Source organism: Serratia sp. BNK-10, from assembly GCF_047456065.1.
GTDB classification, from domain to species: domain Bacteria; phylum Pseudomonadota; class Gammaproteobacteria; order Enterobacterales; family Enterobacteriaceae; genus Serratia; species Serratia ureilytica.
Map to the genome: position 1 here is coordinate 4,963,731 of NZ_CP179894.1, position 24,245 is coordinate 4,987,975.

Annotated in this window: 22 protein-coding genes; 17 read left to right on the forward strand and 5 right to left on the reverse strand. The window is 62.0% G+C overall.

The annotated features are described in order from the left end of the window. Positions 1-133: 133 nt before the first annotated feature. From ACMGG9_RS23825 to ACMGG9_RS23840, 4 genes are all read left to right on the forward strand, one after another. Complete coding sequence (locus tag ACMGG9_RS23825) at positions 134-853, forward strand: DUF3053 domain-containing protein (RefSeq protein WP_025304780.1); 720 nt, start codon at positions 134-136, stop codon at positions 851-853. Between the two features lie 542 nt (positions 854-1,395). After that, positions 1,396-3,315, forward strand: coding sequence for a PTS mannitol transporter subunit IICBA (locus ACMGG9_RS23830; RefSeq protein WP_042783401.1), 1,920 nt, complete (start codon positions 1,396-1,398; stop codon positions 3,313-3,315). 58 nt (positions 3,316-3,373) lie between these two features. Further along, positions 3,374-4,519: a mannitol-1-phosphate 5-dehydrogenase gene (locus ACMGG9_RS23835; protein ID WP_042783402.1), complete on the forward strand. Its 1,146-nt coding sequence runs from the start codon at positions 3,374-3,376 to the stop codon at positions 4,517-4,519. Between the two features lie 94 nt (positions 4,520-4,613). Continuing rightward, positions 4,614-5,165, forward strand: a complete 552-nt coding sequence (locus ACMGG9_RS23840) for an MltR family transcriptional regulator (protein ID WP_016929575.1) — start codon at positions 4,614-4,616, stop codon at positions 5,163-5,165. On the opposite strand, the gene ACMGG9_RS23845 is transcribed toward ACMGG9_RS23840, so the two are convergent. Then, positions 5,162-5,770 (reverse strand): LysE family translocator, encoded by a 609-nt coding sequence (locus tag ACMGG9_RS23845; RefSeq protein WP_033652305.1) that lies wholly within the window; start codon positions 5,768-5,770, stop codon positions 5,162-5,164. The genes ACMGG9_RS23840 and ACMGG9_RS23845 overlap by 4 nt on opposite strands. Positions 5,771-5,918: 148 nt before the next feature. Between ACMGG9_RS23845 and ACMGG9_RS23850 the strand changes: the two genes are divergently transcribed. Then, entirely contained in the window at positions 5,919-7,385 is a 1,467-nt protein-coding gene (locus tag ACMGG9_RS23850) for a PLP-dependent aminotransferase family protein (RefSeq protein WP_033652304.1), read from the forward strand. Positions 7,386-7,458: 73 nt separating this feature from the next. After that, positions 7,459-7,821: a YibL family ribosome-associated protein gene (locus tag ACMGG9_RS23855; RefSeq protein WP_021504152.1), complete on the forward strand. Its 363-nt coding sequence runs from the start codon at positions 7,459-7,461 to the stop codon at positions 7,819-7,821. An 11-nt stretch (positions 7,822-7,832) separates the two neighbouring features. Here ACMGG9_RS23855 and ACMGG9_RS23860 read toward each other — a convergent pair whose 3' ends face one another. Together ACMGG9_RS23860 and yiiM are read right to left on the reverse strand one after the other, a co-directional pair. Further along, positions 7,833-8,612 carry a class I SAM-dependent methyltransferase gene (locus ACMGG9_RS23860; protein ID WP_033652303.1) on the reverse strand — a complete coding sequence of 260 codons (780 nt, stop codon included), beginning with the start codon at positions 8,610-8,612 and terminating at the stop codon, positions 7,833-7,835. Positions 8,613-8,714: 102 nt separating this feature from the next. Next, complete coding sequence (gene yiiM / locus ACMGG9_RS23865) at positions 8,715-9,386, reverse strand: 6-hydroxyaminopurine reductase (RefSeq protein WP_033645117.1); 672 nt, start codon at positions 9,384-9,386, stop codon at positions 8,715-8,717. A 131-nt stretch (positions 9,387-9,517) separates the two neighbouring features. On the opposite strand from yiiM, the gene ACMGG9_RS23870 reads away from it, so the two are divergent. Next, the gene (locus ACMGG9_RS23870; protein ID WP_031299772.1) at positions 9,518-10,132 is read left to right on the forward strand and encodes a histidine phosphatase family protein; all 615 of its coding nucleotides are present in this window, start codon (positions 9,518-9,520) and stop codon (positions 10,130-10,132) included. A gap of 60 nt (positions 10,133-10,192) precedes the next feature. On the opposite strand, the gene ACMGG9_RS23875 is transcribed toward ACMGG9_RS23870, so the two are convergent. Both ACMGG9_RS23875 and sodA read right to left on the reverse strand, forming a co-directional pair. Next, positions 10,193-12,121, reverse strand: coding sequence for a methyl-accepting chemotaxis protein (locus tag ACMGG9_RS23875; RefSeq protein ID WP_033652301.1), 1,929 nt, complete (start codon positions 12,119-12,121; stop codon positions 10,193-10,195). Positions 12,122-12,246: 125 nt separating this feature from the next. Further along, complete coding sequence (gene sodA / locus ACMGG9_RS23880; RefSeq protein WP_004934003.1) at positions 12,247-12,867, reverse strand: superoxide dismutase [Mn]; 621 nt, start codon at positions 12,865-12,867, stop codon at positions 12,247-12,249. A 427-nt stretch (positions 12,868-13,294) separates the two neighbouring features. On the opposite strand from sodA, the gene fdnG reads away from it, so the two are divergent. From fdnG to ACMGG9_RS23930, 10 genes are all read left to right on the forward strand, one after another. Beyond that, the gene (gene fdnG, locus ACMGG9_RS23885; RefSeq protein WP_103101707.1) at positions 13,295-16,342 is read left to right on the forward strand and encodes a formate dehydrogenase-N subunit alpha; all 3,048 of its coding nucleotides are present in this window, start codon (positions 13,295-13,297) and stop codon (positions 16,340-16,342) included. Between the two features lie 12 nt (positions 16,343-16,354). Next, the gene (gene fdxH, locus ACMGG9_RS23890) at positions 16,355-17,257 is read left to right on the forward strand and encodes a formate dehydrogenase subunit beta (protein WP_004934014.1); all 903 of its coding nucleotides are present in this window, start codon (positions 16,355-16,357) and stop codon (positions 17,255-17,257) included. Next, entirely contained in the window at positions 17,254-17,889 is a 636-nt protein-coding gene (fdoI, locus tag ACMGG9_RS23895) for a formate dehydrogenase cytochrome b556 subunit (RefSeq protein WP_033645114.1), read from the forward strand. Before fdxH ends, fdoI begins: the two co-directional genes overlap by 4 nt. Next, positions 17,889-18,818, forward strand: a complete 930-nt coding sequence (gene fdhE, locus ACMGG9_RS23900) for a formate dehydrogenase accessory protein FdhE (protein WP_089185151.1) — start codon at positions 17,889-17,891, stop codon at positions 18,816-18,818. The genes fdoI and fdhE overlap by 1 nt, the downstream gene beginning before the upstream one ends. 114 nt (positions 18,819-18,932) lie before the next feature. Further along, positions 18,933-19,583 (forward strand): DcrB-related protein, encoded by a 651-nt coding sequence (locus tag ACMGG9_RS23905; protein ID WP_033645112.1) that lies wholly within the window; start codon positions 18,933-18,935, stop codon positions 19,581-19,583. 40 nt (positions 19,584-19,623) lie between these two features. Beyond that, on the forward strand, positions 19,624-20,229 hold the full coding sequence (locus ACMGG9_RS23910; RefSeq protein ID WP_033645111.1) for a glutathione S-transferase: 606 nt from the start codon (positions 19,624-19,626) through the stop codon (positions 20,227-20,229). Positions 20,230-20,298: 69 nt separating this feature from the next. Next, complete coding sequence (selA, locus tag ACMGG9_RS23915) at positions 20,299-21,693, forward strand: L-seryl-tRNA(Sec) selenium transferase (RefSeq protein WP_142074801.1); 1,395 nt, start codon at positions 20,299-20,301, stop codon at positions 21,691-21,693. Further along, complete coding sequence (gene selB, locus ACMGG9_RS23920; protein ID WP_414161757.1) at positions 21,690-23,531, forward strand: selenocysteine-specific translation elongation factor; 1,842 nt, start codon at positions 21,690-21,692, stop codon at positions 23,529-23,531. The genes selA and selB overlap by 4 nt, the downstream gene beginning before the upstream one ends. 102 nt (positions 23,532-23,633) lie before the next feature. Continuing rightward, entirely contained in the window at positions 23,634-23,894 is a 261-nt protein-coding gene (locus tag ACMGG9_RS23925; RefSeq protein ID WP_033639076.1) for a CopG family ribbon-helix-helix protein, read from the forward strand. Further along, complete coding sequence (locus ACMGG9_RS23930; RefSeq protein ID WP_198772516.1) at positions 23,894-24,169, forward strand: type II toxin-antitoxin system RelE/ParE family toxin; 276 nt, start codon at positions 23,894-23,896, stop codon at positions 24,167-24,169. Before ACMGG9_RS23925 ends, ACMGG9_RS23930 begins: the two co-directional genes overlap by 1 nt. Positions 24,170-24,245: the final 76 nt, after the last annotated feature.

The window sequence follows — 24,245 nt, forward strand, 5'->3', positions numbered from 1 at the left end:
CGAGCCAATGTTCACCGCAAGCGGAATCGCGTATCGGAACGCCGCCAGTTGATCTATTCTTATAGGCGCACGGAGTGCGGAAAAAGGGGCGGAGTCCAATGAAAAAGCAGGTTTATAACAGGAGTTATGTCACATGGCGGTAGGGATCCAGAGCAGAGGTTTCGCGCGTTGGTTGGCACCGGTATTGGCATTGTTGGTGGTCATGCAATTGACCGCCTGCGGCGATAAAGAGCCGGAACAGCGCAAAGCATTTATCGATTACTTACAGAATACCGTGATGCGCAGCGGGGCGAATATCCCCACGCTGAGCGAAGATCAGAAGCAGAAGTTCGGCAACTATGCCGGTGATTACGCGATATTGGTCGGCTTTTCGCAGCAGTTGTCCAAGTCGGTCGGCGCCAGCCTGACCCCGGCGCTGGATCAGATTAACCAGATCCGCACCGCGCAGGACTACCTGAACAAACGCGACGCGCTGCAGCAATCGGTCGGGGCGTTGAACCTGTTGGGCCAGCAGATCCAGTCGGCCAAATCGCAGGCGGATACTGCCCACGCGGCGCTGAAGCAGCCTGACGATCTGAAGGCGGTGTACAACCAGGCCTATGACAAGATCGTCACCGCCCCGGCCAACGCCTTGATGCCGGCGATCCCGACTACCGCCAGCTTTGTGCAGGATCTGGTGCAGGTCGGCGACTTCCTGCAGAGCCAGGGCAATCAGGTCAGCTTCAACAACAACGGCGTGCAGTTCCGCACTGCGCAGCAGGTGGCGCAATACAACACCATGATGTCGAATCTGGTGGCTAAGCAGCAGAACCTGATGAATGCGCAGAAAACCATTCAAAGCGTGACGCAATAATAACGCGTCCAGGCGCGAAACAGGCCGGCATTGCCGGCCTGTTTTATTTCCCCTCAGCGTTTCCAATCGCTTGCTGGCTTATTGCGCAGGCTTCTGTACTACACTTCAATTAATCCATTCATTAGGCAATGTAGTTTTCTTTCATTCATCACTTCGCTAGTTCCCGGCGGGATGAGTGCTCACAGGGAAGATCAAACAGAGCGTTGCGATCGGCGCTGCAGCTAAAAATAAATTGTGACTAATGTCACAATTCAAAAACAAAACGCCAATTTAAAAATGTGATCATAGTCACTTTATTGGGGGTTTTGTGGCGACTTTGTTCTCACTGTGCTTTTTTTACACGCCATATATGTGATCTTTATCACTATAAAGGGTGGTTTGTTGGGGTGTTGTGTGTGATTTGTATCACAAAAAATCCGTGAAGTTCGCGTGACAAAAACAGCGTGATAGAGTCCGTTTCGCATACAGCGGCAACACGGCTGGATCGTCACAACAATAATCACGCGCTCTATTGTCAGCGCGTAACAATAGGGGTGTGTTTTATGTTTTCACCAGACATCAAGGTTAAAGTGCAAAACTTTGGCCGCTTCCTGAGCAACATGGTGATGCCCAACATCGGCGCCTTTATCGCCTGGGGGATTATCACCGCGCTATTCATTCCAACCGGCTGGCTGCCGAATGAGACCTTGGCCAAGCTGGTAGGCCCGATGATCACCTACCTGCTGCCGCTGCTGATCGGCTACACCGGCGGGCGGCTGGTGGGTGGCGATCGCGGCGGCGTGGTCGGCGCCATCACCACCATGGGCGTCATCGTCGGCGCCGACATGCCGATGTTCCTCGGCGCGATGATCGCCGGCCCGCTGGGCGGTTGGGCCATCAAGCATTTCGATCGCTGGGTGGACGGCAAGATCAAAAGCGGCTTTGAAATGCTGGTGAACAACTTCTCCGCCGGCATCATCGGCATGCTGCTGGCGATCCTGGCCTTCCTGGGCATCGGGCCGCTGGTGGAGGTGCTCTCCAAACTGTTGGCCGCGGGCGTGCACGTGATGGTGACGAACAACCTGCTGCCACTGGCCTCCATCTTCGTTGAACCGGCGAAAATCCTGTTCCTGAACAACGCCATCAACCACGGCATCTTCTCGCCGCTGGGTATTCAGCAGGCCACGGAAGCCGGCAAATCGGTGTTCTTCCTGATAGAAGCCAACCCAGGTCCGGGCATGGGCGTGCTGATGGCCTACATGTTCTTTGGCCGCGGCAGCGCCAAGCAATCCGCCGGCGGTGCGGCGATCATTCACTTCCTGGGCGGCATCCACGAAATCTACTTCCCCTACGTGCTGATGAACCCACGCTTGCTGCTGGCGGTGATCCTGGGCGGCATGACCGGCGTCTTTACCCTGACGATGCTGAACGGAGGCCTGGTTTCTCCGGCTTCCCCGGGTTCGATTTTGGCGGTGCTGGCGATGACGCCGAAAGGCGCTTACTTCGCCAACATTGCGGCGGTATGCGCAGCCTTCGCCGTCTCCTTCGTGGTATCCGCTTTCCTGCTGAAAACCTCCAAGGTGAAAGAGGATGACGATCTGGAAGCCGCGACCCGTCGCATGCAAGAGATGAAATCGCAGTCCAAAGGCGGCGCGGCGGCGCCGGCATCGGTCGACGGCGATCTGAGCACCGTGCGCAAAATCATCGTCGCCTGCGATGCGGGCATGGGTTCCAGCGCCATGGGCGCCGGGGTGCTGCGCAAGAAAGTGGCCGACGCCGGACTGAAGAACATCTCGGTGACCAACAGCGCCATCAACAGCCTGCCGGACGACGTGGATCTGGTGATCACCCACCGCGATCTGACCGAGCGCGCGATGCGCCACGCGCCGCAGGCCCAGCACATCTCGCTGACCAACTTCCTCGACAGCAAGCTGTACAGCGATCTGGTCGAGCGTTTGGTGGCGGTCAACAAAACCACCGACAACCAGCAGAAGGTGCTGGGCGCGCTGGACGACAGCTTTGAAGCCGGGGAACCGAACCTGTTCAAGCTGAGCGAGAGCAACGTGTTCCTCAACCTGCAGGCCAGCGACAAAGAGCAGGCGATCCGCTTCGCCGGCGAGCAGCTGGTGAAGGGCGGCTACGTCGAGGCGGAATACGTGCCGGCGATGCTGGAGCGCGAAAAGCTCACCTCCACCTACCTGGGCGAATCGATCGCCGTGCCGCACGGCACCATCGAGGCCAAGGACCGGGTGCTGCGCACCGGCGTGGTGTTCTGTCAGTACCCACAGGGCGTGCGCTTCGGCGATGAAGAGGATGAAGTGGCCCGTCTGGTGATCGGCATCGCCGCGCGCAACAACGAGCATATTCAGGTGATCACCAGCCTGACCAACGCGCTGGATGACGAGAGCGTGATCGAGCGGCTGGCGAATACCACCAGCGTTCAGGAAGTGCTGGACCTGCTCGGCGGCAAAAAAGCCGGATAACGGAATCATTTTAAAGGGTGCAGCTTGCTGCACCCTTCGACATTAAGAAGGTAGAGTTATGAAAGCATTACATTTTGGCGCAGGGAATATCGGCCGTGGTTTTATCGGCAAGCTGCTGGCGGACGCGGGGGTTGAGGTGACCTTCGCCGACGTCAATCAAACGGTGCTGGATCTGCTGAACAGCCGAAAAAGCTACTCGGTGCACGTGGTGGGCGAGCAAGAGCGCGTGGAGCGCGTCAACAACGTCAGCGCCGTCAACAGCGGCAGCGAGGCGGCGGTGGCGCTGATCGCCAAGGCGGATCTGGTGACCACCGCCGTTGGCCCGCAAATTCTCGCCAAAATCGCCGGCACGATCGCCAAAGGGCTGGTGCTGCGCCATCAGCAGGGCAATGTGCAGCCGCTGAACATCATTGCCTGCGAGAACATGGTGCGCGGCACCAGCCAGCTGAAGCAGCACGTGTTCGCCGCGCTGCCGCAGGACGAGCAGGCATGGGTTGAACAGCACGTCGGCTTCGTCGATTCGGCGGTCGACCGCATCGTGCCGCCGGCGGACAGCAGCGATCCGCTGGAAGTGACGGTGGAAACCTTCAGCGAATGGATCGTCGATCAGACGCAGTTTAAAGGCCAGCCACCGGCGATCGCCGGCATGGAACTGACCGACAACCTGATGGCGTTCGTCGAGCGCAAGCTGTTCACCCTCAACACCGGCCACGCCATCACCGCCTACCTCGGCCAACGGGCCGGGCTGCAAACCATTCGCGACGCCATTCTCGACCCGGCGATCCGCCGCGTGGTGAAAGGGGCGATGGAAGAGAGCGGCGCGGTGCTGATCAAGCGTTACGGCTTCGACGCCGACAAGCATGCCGCCTACATCAACAAAATCCTCGGCCGCTTTGAAAATCCGTATCTGCACGACGACGTCGAGCGCGTAGGGCGCCAGCCGCTGCGTAAACTGAGCGCCGGCGATCGCCTGATCAAACCGCTGCTGGGCACGCTGGAATACGGCCTGCCGCATGCCAACCTGATCCAGGGCATCGCCGCCGCCATGAGCTACCGCAGCGAACAGGATCCGCAGGCGCAGGAACTGGCGGAACTGCTGAACACGCTCGGGCCGAAAGCCGCGCTGGCGCAAATTTCCGGCCTGCCGGCGGAAAGCGAGGTTGTAGAAGAGGCCGTTGCTGTGTATAACGCCATGCACAAGTAGAATCGTGATGATGAACACCCGAGCGCAGCTTGCTGCGCTCCTGGAACCCGAGTTCGGCATCGACGGCCCTCCCCACGCCTTTCGAAAAGCGACGATGGAAGAAGCACAGGCATTTGAAAACCAGGTTCTGGAAAAGCTGAACGCGGGCAAAACGGTGCGCAGCTTCCTGATCGCGGCGGTAGAGCTGCTGGCGGAAGCGCTCAACGTGCTGGTGGTGCAGGTATTCCGCAAGGACGACTATGCGGTGAAATATGCCGTCGAACCGCTATTGTCCGGCAGCGGCCCGCTGGGGGAGCTGTCGGTACGCCTGAAGCTGATGTACGGGCTGGGGGTGATCTCCCGCCACGAATATGAAGACGCCGAACTGCTGATGGCGATGCGCGAAGAGCTGAACCACGACGGTTCGGAATACCGCTTCGTCGACGACGAAATCCTCGGGCCGTTCGGCGAGCTGCACTGCGTGGCCGCGCTGCCGCCGGTGCCGACCTTCCTGCAGCCGGGCGAGGCGGATGAAGCGCTGATCGCCATGCAGCGCCAGCGCTATCAGCAGATGGTGCGCTCCACCATGGTGCTGTCCATTACCGACCTGATCGCCGGCATCGGCGCCAAACAACCTTCCCGACTCTCTCCTCTCGGCCGCGGCTAAGCGAAGGCCGCGCGCCATTCGTCGAACAGCAACCACAGCGCGGTGGCGGCCATCAGCCCGGACATCACTCCGTTGAAGGCGCGCAGTTTCCAGGTGACCCGCAGCGCGTTGCGCAACCGGTCGCCCAACACCGCCCACAGCAGCACGCACGGCAAGTTCAGCAGCGCGAAACCGGCGATGATAGACAGCGTATGGACGAAAGTGGCGCCTTCGCGCGGGGTGAACAGGATCGCCACGTTGATCACCATCAGCCAGGCCTTGGGGTTGACCGCCTGAAACAGCGCGCCGCTGAGCAGGCTCATCGGCTGCGCCTGTTCTTTGGCGTCCGGCGAGGCCGCCTGAAACAGCTTCCATGACAGCCACAGCAGATAGGCGCAGCCGATCACCGCCAGCGGCAGGCGGATGACGCCGGCCCAGCTCAGCGCCAGCGCCAGCAGCGGGATAATGATCGCCAGCTGTACCGCACAACCGACGCAGATGCCGAACAGCATCGGCAGGGTGCGGCGCAGGCCGAAGTTAACGCCCGACGAGGCCAGCAGCAGGTTGTTGGGGCCGGGAGTGATCGACATGACGGTGACGTAGCTGACAAAGGCGGAGTCCAGCATGGCAGGTTCCTTGAACGTGAAAATGACGGTAATAACGAGAGGATCAGCATAATCGCTGCGATGGGATGGTGACAGAATCACAAATCGGATATTGTCATGGTTACAGTTGTATGAAATGTAAACTGTACCCATTGCCTGGAGAGAAACTGTGACCTTGCTCGATGAAACCCCGGATACCCGTTACCTGCAGCTGGCGGATACGCTGGCCGAAGCCATTCGCCGCGGCACGCTGCAGCCCGGCGACCGCTTGCCTTCGGTGCGGCGCTGTGCGCAAACCCATCGCGTCAGCATCAATACCGTGGTGTCGGCTTACCGCACGCTGGAGGATCGCGGGCTGATCGAAGCGCGGCCGCAGTCGGGGTTTTATGTCCGCAGCACGCTGCCGGCGCTGAAGATGGCCTCGGCGCCCAGCGGCCGCATCGAGCCGCCGGCGGACGACGTGCTGGCGTTGATCGATACGGTGTTCGCCGCCCAGCAGAACCCGGCCTTCACCAACATTGCGCTGGCCTGCCCGCAGACCAGCGATTTCTATCCCGGCGGCAAACTGGGGCGCATGCTGTCTTCCCAACTGCGCCGCCAGCCGGGTCTGATCGGACAATATCCGTTGCCGCCCGGCAGCCTGCGGCTGCGTCAGCAGATCGCCCGCCGCTCAATGACGCTCGGCATGCTGTTGGAGCCGGGCGACGTGGTGTTGACCCACGGCTGCATGGAGGCGCTGCAGCTGGCGCTGCGCGTCACCACCAAACCGGGCGACTGTGTCGGGCTGGAGTCACCGACCTACTTTTATCTGCTGCCGCTGCTGGCCAGCCTGGGGCTGAAAGCGCTGGAAATCCCTACCGATCCGCAGCTGGGGCTGTCGCTGGACGCGCTGGAGCTGCTGCTGAACGAGAAGCGGCTGAATGCGGTGATCGCCATGCCGACGGTGCAAAACCCGCTGGGTTGCACCATGCCGCTGGCGGCGAAAAAGCGGCTGGCGCGGTTGATGAACGATCATCAGGTGCCGTTGATTGAAGATGGGCTGTATGCCGAGATCCAGTTTGGCGGCGCGCTGTCGCCGGCGGTGAAGGCGTTCGATCGCGACGGCTGGGTGCTGTTTTGCTCCAGCTTCACCAAAACGCTGGCGCCGGATTTTCGCGTCGGCTGGATCTGCGGCGGCCGTTTTCACGAGGCGTTGCGCAAGCTGAAGGCGGTGTCGTCGATGTCCGAGTCGCAGCTGCTGTCGGAAACGCTGGCGACCTTCCTGGAGAGCGGCGGCTACGATCACCATTTGCGCAACCTGCGCAAGCGCTATGCGGCGCAGGTCGACGAGGCGAGGGCGCTGATCGCCCGGCATTTCCCGCGCGGCACGCTGGCCACGCAGCCGGCGGGCGGCTTCGTGTTCTGGGTCGAATTCCCTCCCGGCGTGGACAGCGTGGCGCTGTTCCATCAGCTGCTGGAGGAGCAGATCTGTTTGACGCCGGGCACCCTGTATTCCCCGAGCGGGCGCTACCGCAACGCGCTGCGGCTCTCCTGCTGCTACCCGTTCAACGCGCGCTACACCCAGGCGCTGGCTCGGCTCGGCGCCAGGGCCTGCGAGATGAGCGGCCTGCCGCCCGGCATTGCGCAGGACGGGTAACGGCGCGCGCCTTTTGCTACAATGCCGGTATCATTGATTAGCGTGCCATTTTGGGCACAACGGGCCAGAGACCATGAAAGAGAAAGAAAAGGCAGAGATCAAGCGCCTGAGCGACCTGCTGGACGCCTTGAACCACAAAGATGCCACCGTGATCCAACAGGGCAACCCTGAGTTGATCGCGCAGCACACCAAAGAGAAAGAGAAGCTGGCGACGGAGATCGAGCGCCTGAAAAACGTGCGCGGCGAGAAGCTGAGCGCCGAAGCGCAGAAGCTGAGCCAGCTGCCGTTCAGCCGCGAGATCACCAAGAAAGAGCAGGCCGATATGGGCGCGCTGAAGAAAAGCGCGCGCGGGCTGATCGTCGTGCACCCGATGACCGCGCTGGGCCGCGAGATGGGTCTGAAAGCGGTCACCGGCTACGCCAAGAAAGCGTTCTGAATCCCCGGGCGTCAGACCTTGGTGGTGAAATACGCCTTGGTCTGATAGGGCACGGTGACCGTGTCCTTGCCCCGCAGTTCCTCTTCTTCCGCCACCAGTTGGCGCAACCGATCGATAACCTGCTCCTGTTGCGGCTGCGGCAGCGCGGCGATAAAGCTGGTTGAACGCACGCGGTTGTAGATCACGTCCTCCACCGCGCCGCGGTGGCCGAGCATAAACACCTGCTCCTGCAGCGGTTCAAAGCCTTTGAACGGGAAGAGTTTGCGCCATTCGCCGGTATAGAAACGCGGCGCATCGCCTTCGTGGCTATCGACGATCTGATTCAGTTTACGCACCCAACCGACGCGCGCATCGCGCATGTTCCACACCAGGCCGAGTTTGCCGCCGGGCTTGAGAATGCGCTGGATTTCCGCCAGCGCCTGCGGCGTGGCGAACCAGTGGAAGGACTGGGCGCACACCACGGCATCCACCGACTCGTCCGGTAGCGGGATCGCGTCGGCGGTGCCCGCCAGCGTTTTCACCTGCGGCAGCGCCGCCGACAGTTTTTCCAGCATTTGCGGCACCGGTTCGACGGCGATCACCTGCGCGCCGGTTTCCAGCAGGCGCGGGGTGAACTTGCCGGTGCCGGCGCCGAGATCGATGACCGTCATGCCGGCGTGCAGGCCGATGACGTCACGCAGCCAGGCGGCGATTTCCGGCGGGTAATCCGGCCGGCCTTTCACATAGCGATCGGCATTGGCCTGATAGCCCTCGGCGGCGGCGTGATGAATCGAATGGGTCGGGGTGGTCATATACCTGGCTCCTGGCTGAAAAAACGTGCGGCTACAGTATAGGCGGAAGAAAAGGGTTAACGCGGCATTCGGTGCACGTTTTTCATTTTTCCGCCCGCGCTTTCAATGGCCGAGCAGGCGGCGGTTGAAATCCTCAAGGCGCCCTTCGGCGAGCCGCGTGAGCATGGTCTTGCTCCAGCTGGCGGAGAGGCCGGCCACCGCCAACAGGCGGCGATACTGTTCCGCATCGAACGGCATGTGCCAGGCGATGGCGATGGCTTCGGCCACCGACACATCGCTGTTGCGCGCCGCCAGCGCCAGCGGACGATCGCCGCTGACCGCGCCCGGCGACACCACCCGATACAGCCAGCCGCAGCGGCCGCTTTGCTGCATCAGCACCGAAATGTCCTCGATGGCGAAGTGATAATTGAGCTTGAAGCACGGCGAGCGCGGCTGGGTGACCTGGATCAGCGCCTCGCCCCAGCGGAAGATGTCGCCCATAAACACATTGTGTTCGGTCAGCCCTTCGGTGGAGATATTCTCGCCGAAGGCCGGGGCGCAAAATTGCTCGGCCTGCGCCGGAAACTGCTCGCGCCAGTGGGCATAATGCTCGCGCGGGTAGTGGCACAGCGCGCGGTCCGGCCCGCCGTGGTAGCTTTTTTCGGCCTGTTCGTCGCCTTCCAGGCCGAGCGGCGTGAGCCGGATGGCGCCATCCACCTGGCGTTTGGCGATGGCGCTGGGGCGCCCGCCTTCATAGGGTTGGATGCTGCCGATGTAAACGTCTGGGTGATGCATGTGCGCCTCCGTGTCTCGCGTCGAGGGCTCAGCATAGCCTGAGTTGTTCTCGTACACTACCCGGCATTTACCTGTACGGAAGGATGTGTTTTTCCTGTCTATATTTAGGCTTTTATCGTCGAGAAAAAACCATGCGTTTCATTGTATTGAGGCATGCGGAGTCAGAATGGAACCGCTCGGGGATTATTCAGGGGCGAAGTGACAGTCCGCTGACAGAAGAGGGGCGACGTCAAATCGCTGGGCTTGGCGCTCGCTTGCAAATGTTATCGGTCACTTTGTTGATCAGTTCACCGGCTGGTCGGGCTTTTACGACAGCGGAGACGTTGGCTGAGAGATGTGGCTGCACTGTGCAAATGGATGAGCGTTTGCAGGAGCAAGATTTTGGCCGACTGGAAGGATTATCTTATGCGCAGGCCATGCGCGATTATCCAGAAGCGACGCAGTGCCTCTTTGCCGGTAAGGCAGAGGCGTCGGCTCCGGGAGGGGAGAATGCTTATGAGGTTGCCTGGCGCCTGATGGCTTGTCTGTCCGATCTGGCTGTCGATGGACAAAATCAAACGCTTGGTGTTGTTACGCACGGCCATGCTCTGCAGGCACTGATTTGGTGGCTTAAAGGGGCCGACCCGCAGGAGGACCTCCGCAGATACGGTCATCGCAATTGCGGCTACGCAATGCTTGATGCGACCGCCTCTGGTTTTAACTTGTTGAATTGGGGAGTCGCGACCCACCTGTTGCCACAAAGATAGGGCGAGGAACGGATATTCCTCGCCTGAGGGCGAGGAACGGATATTCCTCGCCTGAGGGCGTCAGAAGGTGGTCCAGTTCTCTTCCGCTGCGGCGTTGGCGGCCGCGGGTTTTACGGCCGGCGCTTTCGGCGCAGCGGCTTTCACGGCGGCGGGTTCGGTCTGCTCCGCCAAACGGAACACCGAAACGCTCTGCAACAGCATGTCGGCCTGCTCTTCCAGCGAATCGGCGGCGGCGGCGGACTCTTCCACCAGCGCGGCGTTCTGCTGAGTGGTATGGTCCATTTCGACGATCGCCTGGCCAATCTGGGCGATGCCGCGCGTCTGTTCATCGGAGGCGGCAGCGATCTCGGCCATGATGTCGCGCACGTGGGTAACCGAGCGGACGATCTGCTCCATGGTATTGCCGGTGCTTTCCACCAGTTCGGTGCCGGTTTTCACCCGGCTGACCGATTCGGCGATCAGCCCTTCGATCTCCTTCGCCGCCTGGGCGCTGCGGCTCGCCAGGCTGCGCACTTCGCTGGCGACCACCGAGAAGCCGCGTCCCTGTTCGCCGGCGCGCGCCGCTTCCACCGCGGCGTTGAGCGCCAGGATGTTGGTCTGGAAGGCAATACCGTTGATCAGGGTGGTAATTTCTGCGATACGCTGCGAACTGCTGGAAATATCGCGCATGGTGCTGACCACGTTCTCCACCAGCTTGCCGCCCTGTTGCGCGGTCTGCGAGGCGTCGGTGGCCAGCTGGTTGGCGTGATGAGCATTGTCGGCGTTTTGTTTCACCGTGGCGGTCAGCTGTTCCATGCTGGCGGCGGTTTCCTCGACCGCCGCCGCCTGCTGCTCGGTGCGGGAAGAGAGATCGGTGTTGCCGGCGGCGATTTCCGCGGAGGCGGTGGAGACCTGGCTGACCCCCATCTGGATCTTCTCAATCATGGTGCGCAGATTTTGGCTCATCGCCGCCACCGCGTTCAGCAACTGCCCCAACTCATCGCGGCGGGTGCTGGTCTGCGCCTGGCGCAGATCGCCGCTGGCGATGCGTTCCGCCATCGCCAGCGTACTTTGCAGCGGACGGGTGATCTGCAGCGTGATGCGCCAGGCGATAAGCACTCCGGCGATAATCGCGATCAGGGTGGTGATGCCCATCTGCAGCTGCGCCAGGTTGATGTTGCTGCGCGTCTGAGCCAGTTCGTCCTGCATAAAGGCGTTCACCAGCGTGCCGATCTCATGCGCGCGTTCACCGAGCTGCCGACTGATCTGCTGCTCGTGCTCATAGGCCGGCAGGTAGGCCGCGATACGGTTTTTGTAATCGTCCAGGGCGGCCAGCAGCGGTTGCAGCTGCGGGCGCTGCGCGTCGCTGACCCGGCGGCTCAAGGCGTTGGCCGCGTCGCGCGCGTCGTCGATGGCCGCCATCAGCGGCGCTTCGGTTTCCTTGTTCAGGCTCAGCAGCAGACCGCGCGCGCCGTAGCGCACCTGGGTCAGCTTCTGGTTCAGCTGGATGAAGGCCAACTGCAGATCGCCGTTGGTGAGCTGGCGCTCCACCTGGCTCAGGCTAGCCTGCACTTCCGACATGTTCCAGCTCTGGCGCACCGCGTCTTTCGCCGAGACCGCCTGCTCAAAGATTTTTTGCTGTTGCTGATATTCCCCAATCAGCGTCACCAGACGCTGCAGATCCTTGCGGCTTTGGGCGTCCCAATCCAACGCCTGACCCTGGTCTATCAGTTTGACGGCGTTATCGATATTGGCGCGGTTGTTCTGCAGATACTCCGGCTGGTAGGTCTGGCCGTACATGGCGCGGTTGTATTTGGCCTGGTTGATCTCCTCGTTCAGCCGGTTGCTGAAGTCGATGCGATCGGCGCGGGATTCGATGATGTGCAGGTATTGCGCCCCGGTGCCGGCGATGACGACCGCCAACAGCAGCAACAGCGCGAAGCCGAGGCCGAGCTTTTTACCTACGGTGAGATGGGTGAACTTTCCTGCCAATGCTTGCAATGCCGCCATAGCGTTTTTCCTTCTCCGGGCGAACGTCAATTGAACAAACCATCGGCAAGAAGTGGTCAAACTTTAGCGGATTTCAGGCAAAAAAATACCCGCCGGCGGCGGGCATCTTCATCAACGGGGGCGAATTACTTCTTCGCGGCGAAGCGTGCGGCCGCTTCGTCCCAGTTGACCACGTTCCAGAACGCCTTGATGTAGTCAGGGCGTTTGTTCTGATATTTCAGGTAGTAAGCGTGTTCCCACACGTCCAGACCGATGATTGGGAAACCGGAAGCGCCGGCGACGGCTTCGCCCATCAGCGGGCTGTCCTGGTTAGCGGTAGACACCACGGCCAGTTTGCCGTCTTTCAGCACCAGCCAGGCCCAACCGGAACCGAAGCGGGTGGCTGCGGCTTTCTCGAACTCTTCCTGGAATTTCTCAACGCTGCCGAAATCGCGCTCGATGGCCGCTTTCAGATCGCCGCCCAGCGTGGTGCCGGTTTTCAGGTTTTTCCAGAAGAAGCTGTGGTTGGCGTGGCCGCCGGCGTTGTTGCGCATGAAGGTGCGTTTGTCGGCAGGCACTTTATCCAGATCCTGGATCAGCTCTTCAACGCTGTATTTGGCCAGCTCAGGGTAAGCTTCCAGCACGGTGTTGGCGTTGTTGACGTAGGTCTGATGGTGTTTGGTGTGATGGATTTCCATCGTCTGCTTGTCGAAATGCGGTTCCAGTGCGTCGTAAGCGTACGGCAGGGATGGCAGTGAATAACTCATAATCATCATCTCCAGTGGTGTATGGGCGGCGCAAAGGGCGAGCACCGCGTAAGCAGTCGGATCATTATAGTTAATTAAATGATATTGAAAATGATTATCAATGCCCTGCTGACTGTGTGGTTAATGAGCAAATCGCTGCGTTAACATACTGATAGAAAAGAAGCCTTGAGCGCCTCCTCATGCCTTGGCGCCGATGCGTTGGTTACTCTCTATACTGTAGAGAGCGCCGAGCCTGCTGCGACGCCGAAATGTATCGAAATGTGCCAATGCGTTCACTGAATGAGCACGAGTGTGTAACAACCACAAGCACGCTGTGGTAATATCGCCGCGTCGCGTATCAGCATAACAACAGTGACATTAGCGCTCCGCCGTTTTGGCGAGGAGCGCCATTTGAACAATGTGACAATCGAGAGTAAAGGAGACCCCCATGCAGGTCAGCAGAAGGCAGTTCTTTAAGATCTGCGCTGGCGGTATGGCAGGAACGACGGTGGCCGCGCTGGGCTTTGCCCCCGAAGTGGCGTTGGCGGAAACCCGGCAGTACAAACTGCTGCGCGCCCGCGAGACCCGTAATACCTGTACGTATTGTTCCGTCGGCTGTGGGCTGTTGATGTACAGCCTTGGTGATGGCGCCAAAAACGCCAAAGAAAGCATTTTCCATATCGAAGGGGATCCGGATCACCCGGTAAACCGTGGCGCGCTTTGCCCGAAAGGCGCCGGCCTGGTTGACTTTATCCACAGCGAAAGCCGCCTCAAGTACCCGGAATACCGGGCGCCGGGGTCGGACAAATGGCAGCGCATCAGCTGGGACGACGCCTTTACCCGCATCGCCAAGCTGGTGAAAGAAGACCGTGACGCCAACTTCATCAAAACCAACGACCAGGGCGTTACCGTCAACCGTTGGCTGACCACCGGCATGCTGTGCGCCTCGGCCGCCAGCAACGAAACCGGTTTTCTGTCGCAAAAATTTAGTCGCGCTCTCGGCATGCTTGCCGTAGACAACCAGGCGCGTGTCTGACACGGACCAACGGTAGCAAGTCTTGCTCCAACATTTGGTCGCGGTGCGATGACCAACCACTGGGTTGATATCAAGAACGCGAATTTGATTATCGTCATGGGCGGTAATGCGGCGGAAGCGCATCCGGTGGGGTTCCGCTGGGCGATGGAAGCCAAAATACACAACAATGCCAAGCTGATCGTGATCGATCCGCGCTTTACCCGAACCGCATCGGTGGCGGACTTCTACACGCCGATCCGCTCCGGGACCGACATCGCTTTCCTGTCGGGCGTGTTGCTGTATCTGATGACCAACAACAAGTTTAACCGCGAGTACGTCGAGGCCTACACCAACGCCAGCCTGCTGGTGCGGGAAGACTTTGCCTTCGAAGACGGCTTGTTCAGCGGCTACGACGCGGAAAACCGCAAGTACGACAAAACCACCTGGAACTACCAGTTCGACGAGAACGGCTTCGCCAAGCGCGACGTCACGTTGCAGGATCCGCGCTGCGTGTGGAACCTGCTGAAGCAGCACGTGAGCCGCTACACGCCTGACGTGGTGACCAACATCTGCGGCACGCCGAAGGACGATTTCCTCAAGGTGTGCGAATACATCGCCGAAACCTGCGTCGCGGATAAGACCGCTTCGTTCCTGTACGCCCTGGGCTGGACTCAGCACTCGGTCGGCGCGCAGAACATCCGCACCATGGCGATGATCCAGCTGCTGCTCGGCAACATGGGCATGGCGGGCGGCGGCGTCAACGCGCTGCGCGGCCACTCCAACATCCAGGGGTTGACCGATCTCGGCCTGCTGTCGCAGAGCCTGCCGGGCTACCTGACGCTGCCGTCGGAGAAACAGACCGATCTCGAGACCTACCTGAAGGCCAACACGCCGAAGGCGCTGCTGCCGGGCCAGGTGAACTACTGGGGCAACTACCCGAAATTCTTCGTCAGCATGATGAAGACCTTCTACGGCGACAAGGCGCAGAAGGACAACAGCTGGGGCTTTGACTGGCTGCCTAAGTGGGACAAAGGCTACGACGTGCTGCAGTACTTCGAGATGATGTCGCAGGGCAAGGTCAACGGCTACTTCTGCCAGGGCTTTAACCCGGTGGCGTCGTTCCCGAACAAAAACAAGGTGGTGGCTTCGCTGTCCAAGCTGAAGTTCCTGGTGACCATCGATCCGTTGAACACCGAGACCTCCAACTTCTGGCAGAACCACGGCGAGTTCAACGAGGTGGATTCCTCGCAGATCCAGACCGAAGTGTTCCGCCTGCCGTCCACCTGCTTCGCCGAAGAGAACGGCTCGATCGTCAACTCCGGCCGCTGGCTGCAGTGGCACTGGAAAGGCGCGGACGCCCCGGGTGAAGCGCTGAACGACGGCGAGATCCTGGCGGGCATCTTCAGCCGCCTGCGCGAGATGTATGCGCGCGACGGCGGCGCGGTGCCGGAACAGGTGCTGAACATGCGCTGGGACTACCTGACGCCGGACAACCCGGCCCCGGAAGAGGTGGCGCAGGAGAACAACGGCAAGGCGCTGGCGGATCTGCTGGATGCCGATGGCAAAGTGGTGGTGAAAAAAGGCGAGCTGCTCAGCTCGTTCGCGCAGCTGCGCGACGACGGCACCACCGCCAGCGGTTGCTGGATCTTCGCCGGCAGCTGGACGCCGGCCGGCAACCAGATGGCGCGGCGCGACAACGCCGATCCGTCCGGCCTCGGCAACACGCTGGGCTGGGCCTGGGCATGGCCGCTCAACCGTCGCATTCTGTACAACCGCGCCTCGGCGGATCCGCAGGGTAAACCGTGGGATCCGAAACGCCAGCTGCTGGAGTGGGACGGCGCCAAGTGGGTCGGGGCCGATATCCCGGACTACAGCACCGCCGCGCCGGGCAGCGACGTCGGGCCGTTCATCATGCAGCCGGAAGGCATGGGCCGCCTGTTCGCCACCGACAAGATGGCGGAAGGGCCGTTCCCTGAACACTACGAGCCGTTCGAAACGCCGCTCGGCACCAACCCGCTGCACCCGAACGTGGTGTCCAACCCGGCGGCGCGCGTGTTCAAGGACGATCTGGCGGCGATGGGCAAATCCGACAAGTTCCCGTACGTCGGCACCACCTATCGTCTGACCGAGCACTTCCACTACTGGACCAAGCACGCGCGGCTGAACGCCATCGCGCAGCCGGAGCAGTTTGTGGAGATCGGCGAAAAGCTGGCGGAGAAGAAGGGCATCAAGCAGGGCGATACCGTGAAGGTCAGTTCCAACCGTGGCTACATCAAGGCCAAGGCGGTGGTGACCAAGCGTATTCGCACGCTGCAGGTGCACGGCCAGGAAGTCGACACCATCGGCATCCCGATTCACTGGGGTTACGAAGGGGTGGCGAAGAAAGGCTTTATCGCCAACACGCTGACGCCGTTCGTCGGCGATGCCAATACGCAAACGCCGGAGTTCAAGGCGTTCCTGGTCAACGTGGAAAAGGTGTAACGGAGACGAATTATGGCCATGCAATCTCAAGACATCATTCGTAAATCCGCCACCAATGGCTTCACGCCGGCGCCGCGCGCCCGTGACCACCAGGAAGAAGTGGCCAAACTGATCGATGTCACCACCTGTATCGGCTGCAAGGCCTGTCAGGTGGCCTGTTCCGAATGGAACGACATCCGCGACGAAGTGGGGCACAACGTCGGGGTGTACGATAACCCCGCCGATCTGACCGCCAAGTCGTGGACGGTGATGCGCTTCTCCGAGGTGGAGGAAAACGGCAAGCTGGAATGGCTGATCCGCAAGGATGGCTGCATGCACTGCGCCGATCCGGGCTGCCTGAAGGCCTGCCCGTCGGAAGGCGCGATCATTCAGTACGCCAACGGCATCGTCGACTTCCAGTCCGAGCACTGCATCGGCTGCGGCTACTGCATCGCCGGCTGCCCGTTCGACGTGCCGCGCATGAACAAGGACGACAACCGGGTGTACAAGTGCACCCTGTGCGTCGACCGCGTGGACGTCGGCCAGGAACCGGCCTGCGTGAAAACCTGTCCGACCGGCGCCATTCACTTCGGCACCAAGGAAGCGATGAAGCAGGTGGCGGCGGATCGCGTCAGCGAGCTGAACACCCGCGGCTACCAGAACGCCGGTCTGTACGATCCGGCAGGGGTGGGCGGTACGCACGTGATGTACGTATTGCACCACGCCGACAAACCGCAGCTGTACCACGGTTTGCCGGACAACCCGAGCATCAGCCCGGCGGTGACCTTCTGGAAGGGCGTGTGGAAACCCCTGGCGGCCATCGGCTTTGCCGCCACCTTCGCGGCCAGCGTGTTCCACTATGTCGGCGTCGGGCCTAACCGCGTCGAGGATGAGGACGAGCACGACGAGTCGCATGACGAGGAGACGCGCAAATGAGAAAGGAAAAGCCCATTCAGCGTTACAGCGCGCCGGAGCGCATCAACCACTGGATAGTGGCGTTCTGCTTCGTGTTCGCCGCCATCAGCGGGCTGGGGTTCTTCTTCCCCTCCTTCAACTGGCTGATGAACATCTTCGGGACGCCGCAGCTGGCGCGCATTCTGCACCCGTTTGTCGGGGTCATCATGTTCGCCGCGTTCCTGCTGATGTTCCTGCGCTACTGGAAGCATAACCTGATCAACCGGGAAGATATCGTCTGGGCCAAGAATATCCACAAAATCGCCATGAACGAGGAAGTGGGTGACACCGGGCGCTATAATTTCGGCCAGAAGTGCGTGTTCTGGGCGGCGATCGTCAGCCTGGTGCTGCTGCTGGCCAGCGGCGTGGTGATCTGGCGGCCGTATTTTGCGCCGTCGTTCTCCATTCCGCTGATCCGCATCGCGCTGCTGGTGCATTCGCTGGCCGCGGTCGGCCTTATCATCGTGATTATGGTGCACATTTACGCCGCATTGTGGGTAAAAGGCACCATTACCGCGATGGTGGAAGGCTGGGTGCCGGCGGCCTGGGCCAAGAAACATCATCCGCGCTGGTACCGTGAGGTCCGCGAGAAACGACAGGAAGATAAACCCTGATGAGTATCCGCATCGTTCCTAAAGAGCAGTTAGGGGCACAGCGTGAGAAGTCCACAACGGCGGAGAACATCCCGCCGTTACTTTTCGCCAACCTGAAAAGCCTGTACAGCCGCCGCGCCGATCGTCTGCGTCAGCTGGCGGTCGACAACCCGCTGGGTGACTACCTGAACTTCGCCGCCGAGCTGGCGCAGGCGCAGCAGCATGCGCTGCACGATAACCCGCTGCAGCTCGATCTGAGTGAAGCGTTGGCGCAGGGCGCCGCCAGCGGCAAACCGCCGCTCGATCTGAGCGTGTTCCCGCGCAGCGAGCACTGGCGCAAGCTGTTGACGTCGCTGATCGCCGAGCTGCGTCCGCAGGCGCCGGAACACATTCTGGTGGTGCTGGACAACCTGGAGAAGGCCTCGGCGCACGAGCTGGAGCTGATGGCCGACGCCTTGCTCAACCGCGAGTTCGGCAAGGTGGGCAGCGAGAAGGCGCCGTTCCTCTGGGCCGCACTGTCGCTCTATTGGGCGCAGATGGCCAGTCTGATCCCCGGCAAGGCGCGCGCCGAATACGGCGAGCAGCGCCAGTTCTGCCCGGTGTGCGGCAGCATCCCGGTTTCCAGCATGGTGCATATCGGCACCGTTAACGGCCTGCGCTACCTGCACTGCAACCTGTGCGAAAGCGAATGGCACGTGGTGCGGGTGAAGTGCAGCAACTGCGAGCAGACCCGCGATCTCAACTACTGGTCGCTGGACAGCGAGCAGGCGGCGGTGAAGGCGGAAAGCTGCGGCGACTGCGGCACTTACCTGAAGATCCTCTATCAGGAAAAAGACCCGCAGGTCGAAGCGGTGGCCGACGATCTGGCTTCGCTGGTGCTGGACGCCCGCATGGAAGAGGAAGGCTTCGGCCGCAGCAGCATCAATCCGTTCCTGTTCCCGGCGGAGTAACCGCCCGGCCCCGTTCGCACGGGGCCGGACAAGCAATTTCAGAACGGGCTTCTGGCATTCGCCCGGGCGAGTTGCTACGTTTAGGCCATGACGCGCCAAGCGAAAGGAACCACGATGTTAAACACCCTGGCAAAACTGACCGCGGTCGCCGTGTTGGCGATCGGACTGGCGGCCTGCGACAACAAGGACGACACCAAACCGGCGGTGCCGCCACCGGACACCAAGCCGACCGTGACGCAGCCCGCGCCACCGCCGCCGCCTGCGCCGGTAGAGGCCCCACCCGCGCCGCCGGGGCTGAACGTGTCGCTGCAGAAGGGCAAGATCACCTTCGAGTTGCCGCCGGGCTTTAGCGATCAAACGCTGAACAGCGGCATCGTCAATGACAGCACCTCCACCATCCAGCGCTTTCTTGACGGCAAGTCGCGCCAGAGCGCGGTTTCGTCCGAAGTGATCCCGCCGGACGGCATGAAGATCAATACCAGCGACAAAATGCTGAAAGAGCTGACGCAGAGCGCCATCACGGTGCTGGCCGAGCGCTATCAGAATATCCAGACCACCAAAGAAGAGAACTTCACCGTCGGCAAACAGAAGTTTCGCCGGGTGGATACCGAGCAGACCGTCAACGGCCAAAAGGTGGTGTCCACCCTGGTGTTGACGGTGTTCAACAAACGGGTGGTAACGCTGCAAATGCTGTCGCCGGCCAAAACGCCGGAAGTGCATCAGGCGCTGGTGCAGCGGATTATCGATACTCTGGCGGTGAAGTAAGGGCATTGCGCCGCGGCCAGGACGAAGCGGAGGAGACCGGATGAAGCTTATCGGCAGTTACACCAGCCCCTTTGTGCGCAAGATTTCCGTGATGCTGCTGGAGAAGGGGATCGCGTTTGAATTCGTCAACGATCCGCCGTATGAGCCCGGCAGCCGGGTGAAGGAGCAGAACCCGCTCGGCAAAGTGCCGGTGCTGATCGCCGATGACGGCGAGGTGTTTTACGACTCGCCGATCGTGGCCGAATACCTCGAACTGCTGACGGTGGAGCCGGCGTTTTTGCCGGCCGATCGCGCCGTGGCGCTGCGCGTCCGCCAGGTGGCGGCGCTGGCGGACGGCGTGACCGAAGCGGCGGCGACGCTGTACCGCGAAAGCCGGCGTGCGCCGGAAAAGCAGGACGAAAACTGGATGCTGCGCCAACGTGACAAGCTGACGCACGGTCTGGATGCGCTGGAGGCGCTGGCGCAGGAAAAAACGTGGCTCAATGCCGAGCGGCTGACGCTGGCGGATATCGCCACCGGCTGCGCGCTGGGCTACCTGAATTTCCGCCGCATCCTGCCCAACTGGTGCGTCCAACGTCCGGCGCTGGTCAAGCTGGCCGAACGCCTGTTCGCCCGCGAAAGTTTCGCCCGCACGGCGCCGCCCTGAACGTTCTTTTCTCCCCGCCGCCGCGGGGTTTTGCTATGCCGATACGTCTAAACTGAAAACCGAGCGACCATGAGCACTGAATCCCACCTTCTTTACAGCCAACTGCCCGCCATCGACCGCCTGCTGCGAGAACCCGCGATTGAACCGCTGGTGGCGCAGCATGGCCAGACGCTGATCGGCGAACTGCTGCGCCAGCTGCAGGCCGAGGCGCGCGACGCGATAAAACAGCAGCAACGTTTACCGGCCTGGTGCGGCGACTGGCCGCAGGCGCTGCGGGCCGAGCTGGCCCGGCAGCAACGCCCGGCGTTATTGCCGGTGTTCAACCTCAGCGGCACCGTGCTGCACACCAACCTCGGGCGCGCCCTGCTGGCGCAGCCGGTGCAGGATGCGGTAAGCGCGGTGATGGGGGAGGCGGTGACGCTGGAGTACGATCTGGACGGCGCCGGGCGCGGCCATCGCGATCGGGCGGTGGCGAGTCTGCTGTGCCGGCTGACCGGCGCGGAAGACGCTTGCATCGTCAATAACAACGCGGCGGCGGTGCTGCTGATGCTGGCGGCGATCGCCCCCGGCAAAGAGGTGGTGGTATCGCGCGGCGAGCTGGTGGAGATCGGCGGCGCGTTCCGCATTCCCGACGTGATGCGCCAGGCCGGCTGTCAATTGGTTGAGGTCGGCACCACCAACCGCACCCATCTGAAGGATTACCGCCAGGCCATCAACGAGCAGACCGGCCTGTTGATGAAAGTGCACACCAGCAACTACAGCATTCAGGGCTTTACCGCGGCGGTCGATGAGGCCGAACTGGCGCAGCTCGGGGCCGAACAGGGCGTGCCGACCGCCACCGATCTGGGCAGCGGCTCGCTGATCGATATGGCGCAGTACGGCCTGCCCGCCGAACCGATGCCGCAGCGGTTGCTGGCCGCCGGCGTCGATCTGGTGACGTTCTCCGGCGATAAGCTGCTGGGCGGCCCGCAGGCCGGCATCATCGTCGGCAAAAAGGCGCTGATCGCGCGCCTGCAGCAGCACCCGCTCAAGCGCGCGCTGCGCGTCGGCAAGCTGACGCTGGCGGCCCTGGAGGCCACGCTGCGGCTTTATCTGCAGCCGGAAAAGCTGGCTGAGCAACTGCCGACGCTGCGGCTGCTGACCCGCCCGCAGCAGGAGATGCAACAGATGGCCGAGCGGCTGCTGACGGTGCTGACGCCACGGTTCACCGCCGATTTCGCGCTGCGCGCCGAACCGTGCTGGTCGCAGATTGGCAGCGGTTCGCTGCCGGTGGATCGCCTGCCCAGCTATGCGCTGACCTTCACGCCGCGCGACGGCCGCGGCGCCACGCTGGAAGCGCTGGCTGAACGCTGGCGCCGCCTGCCGCAGCCGGTGATCGGCCGCCTCGGCGACGGCCGGCTGTGGCTGGATCTGCGCTGTCTGGAACAGGAAGGGGCGCTGATCGACGCGTTGAGCGCATCATGATCATCGCCACCGCCGGCCATGTCGATCATGGCAAAACCACTCTGCTGCAGGCGATCTCCGGGATCAACGCGGATCGCCTGCCGGAAGAAAAGCGCCGCGGCATGACCATCGATCTGGGCTACGCCTACTGGCCGCAGCCGGACGGCCGGGTGCTGGGCTTTATCGACGTGCCCGGCCACGAAAAATTCCTCGCCAATATGCTGGCGGGCGTCGGCGGCATTGACCATGCGCTGCTGGTGGTGGCCTGCGACGATGGTGTGATGGCGCAGACCCGCGAGCATCTGGCGATCCTGCGCCTGAGCGGGCGTCCGGCGCTGACGGTGGCGCTGACCAAGGCCGACCGGGTGGAGGTGGCGCGTGTCGATGAGGTGCGCGTTCAGGTGCGCGACGAGCTGGCGCGCCAGGGCTGGCCCGATGCGCCGCTGTTTGTCACCGCGGCGGCGGCGGGCGAGGGCATTGAGGCGCTGCGCGCGCATTTGCTGGCGCTGTCGCCCGGCGAGCATGCGCTGACGCGCCGTTTTCGTCTGGCGGTAGACCGTGCGTTCAGCGTCAAAGGGGCGGGGCTGGTGGTGACCGGCACCGCGCTCGGCGGCCGGGTGAAGGTGGGGGATACGCTGTGGCTGACCGGCGCCGACACGCCGGTGCGGGTGCGCGGCCTGCATGCCCAGAATCAGACCGTGGAACAGGCGCAGGCCGGGCAACGCATCGCGCTTAACATCAGCGGCGATGTCGATAAAGACCGGATCGCGCGCGGCGATTGGCTGCTGGCGCAGCGTCCGCCGGAGGCGGCGGAACGCATTCTGGTGGCGCTGGAGACGGATCGGCCGATCCGCCATTGGCAGCCGCTGCATCTGCACCATGCCGCCAGCCACATCACCGGGCGCATTTCGCTGCTGAACGACGGGCTGGCGGAACTGATCCTCGATCGTCCGCTGTGGCTGGCGGAGAACGATCGGCTGGTGCTGCGCGATATCGGCGCGCGGCAAACGCTGGGCGCGGCCCGGGTACTCAGGCTGAATGCGCCCAAGCGCGGCAAGCGCCAGCCGGACTATCTGGCTTGGCTGCAGGCCCTGGCGCAGGCGCAAGACGATGCGCAGGCGCTGGCGCTTGAGTTGCCGCACGGCGCGCTGTCGCTGGCGGCGTTTGCCTGGGCGCGTCAGTTGACCGACGACGGCCTGGCGGCACTGCTGGCGAACCGCGATCTGCTGATCGTCGGTGACCGGGCGCTGGCGCAGGATCAGGTGCAACAGGCGGAAAGCCGCCTGTTGCAGGTGCTGGCGGAGTATCACCAACAGCACGCCGATCAGCTGGGCTTAGGGCGCGCCCGCCTGCGGCGCATGGCTCTGCCTCAGCAGCCGGAGGCGTTGGTGTTTATGATGATCGATCGGCTGCTGAAGGCCGGCGCGCTGCGCAATACGCGCGGCTGGCTGCACCTGCCGGAACACGGCCTGGCGTTCAGCGCCGACGAGGCGCCGCTGTGGGCGCGCATCGAGCCGCTGTTCGGCGACGAGCCGTGGTGGGTGCGCGATCTGGCGAGCGAGCTGGGCGAAGAGGAAAGCCGGGTGCGCGCGCTGCTGCGCAAGGCGGCTCAGCTGGGCCATGTGACGGCGGTGGTGGTGGATCGCTACTACCTCAGCCGACGCATCGATCAGTTCGCGGCGCTGATCCGCGAGCTGGATGCGGAGCGCGGGGGCGCCAACGCCGCCGATTTCCGCGATCGGCTCGGCGTCGGGCGCAAGCTGGCAATCCAGGTGCTGGAGTTCTTCGATCGCAGCGGCTTTACCCGCCGCAAGGGCAACGAGCATCTGCTGCGCGACGGCGGGCTGTTCGGCAACTGATTGCGTGTTTTTTGTTCTCTGATGGCGGTATAATCAGCTTTAATCAGCTTTAATCAGCTTTAATCACTTTGATTGATATTGATTGTACTGAGGAGCAAGACGATGAATACGAAAGTCATCACCGCTCATGTCCCGCTGCCTTTGGCTGAAAAGGTGGATGAAATGGCCGCCAAACTTGAACGCTCACGGGGATGGATAGTGAAGCAAGCCCTCGCCGCCTGGCTTGAGCAAGAGGAAGAGCGCCGTCGGTTAACGCTGGCGGCGCTGGCCGATGTCGAACAGCAAAACGTTATCGATCATGAGTCGGTAGAAGCCTGGGCGGCCAGCCTGGACAGTGACGAGCCGCTGCCGGTACCGCGCTGATGGAGTTAAAATGGACGAGTAAGGCGCTACCGGATTTGGCGCGTTTGTTTGAGTTTCTTGCCTTGGCTAACCGCACTGCGGCAGCGAATTCGGTGAAGGCCTTGGTCGCCGCGCCTAAAGCGTTGCTCGATAATCCTCGCCTGGGTGAAAGACTGGACGAGTTTTTACCGCGGGAAGTGAGGCGTATTCTGGTCGGCCGTTATGAGATACGTTACCAGGTGCAGCCGGCAACGATTTATGTTCTGCGTATTTGGCATACCCGCGAAGAGCGATAGGCCGAATTCCCCTACCCGATAAACCTGACGGCGTGCCCGGCGGGCGATCTCCGTCCTGTCGGCGTTGCTGTTGTTG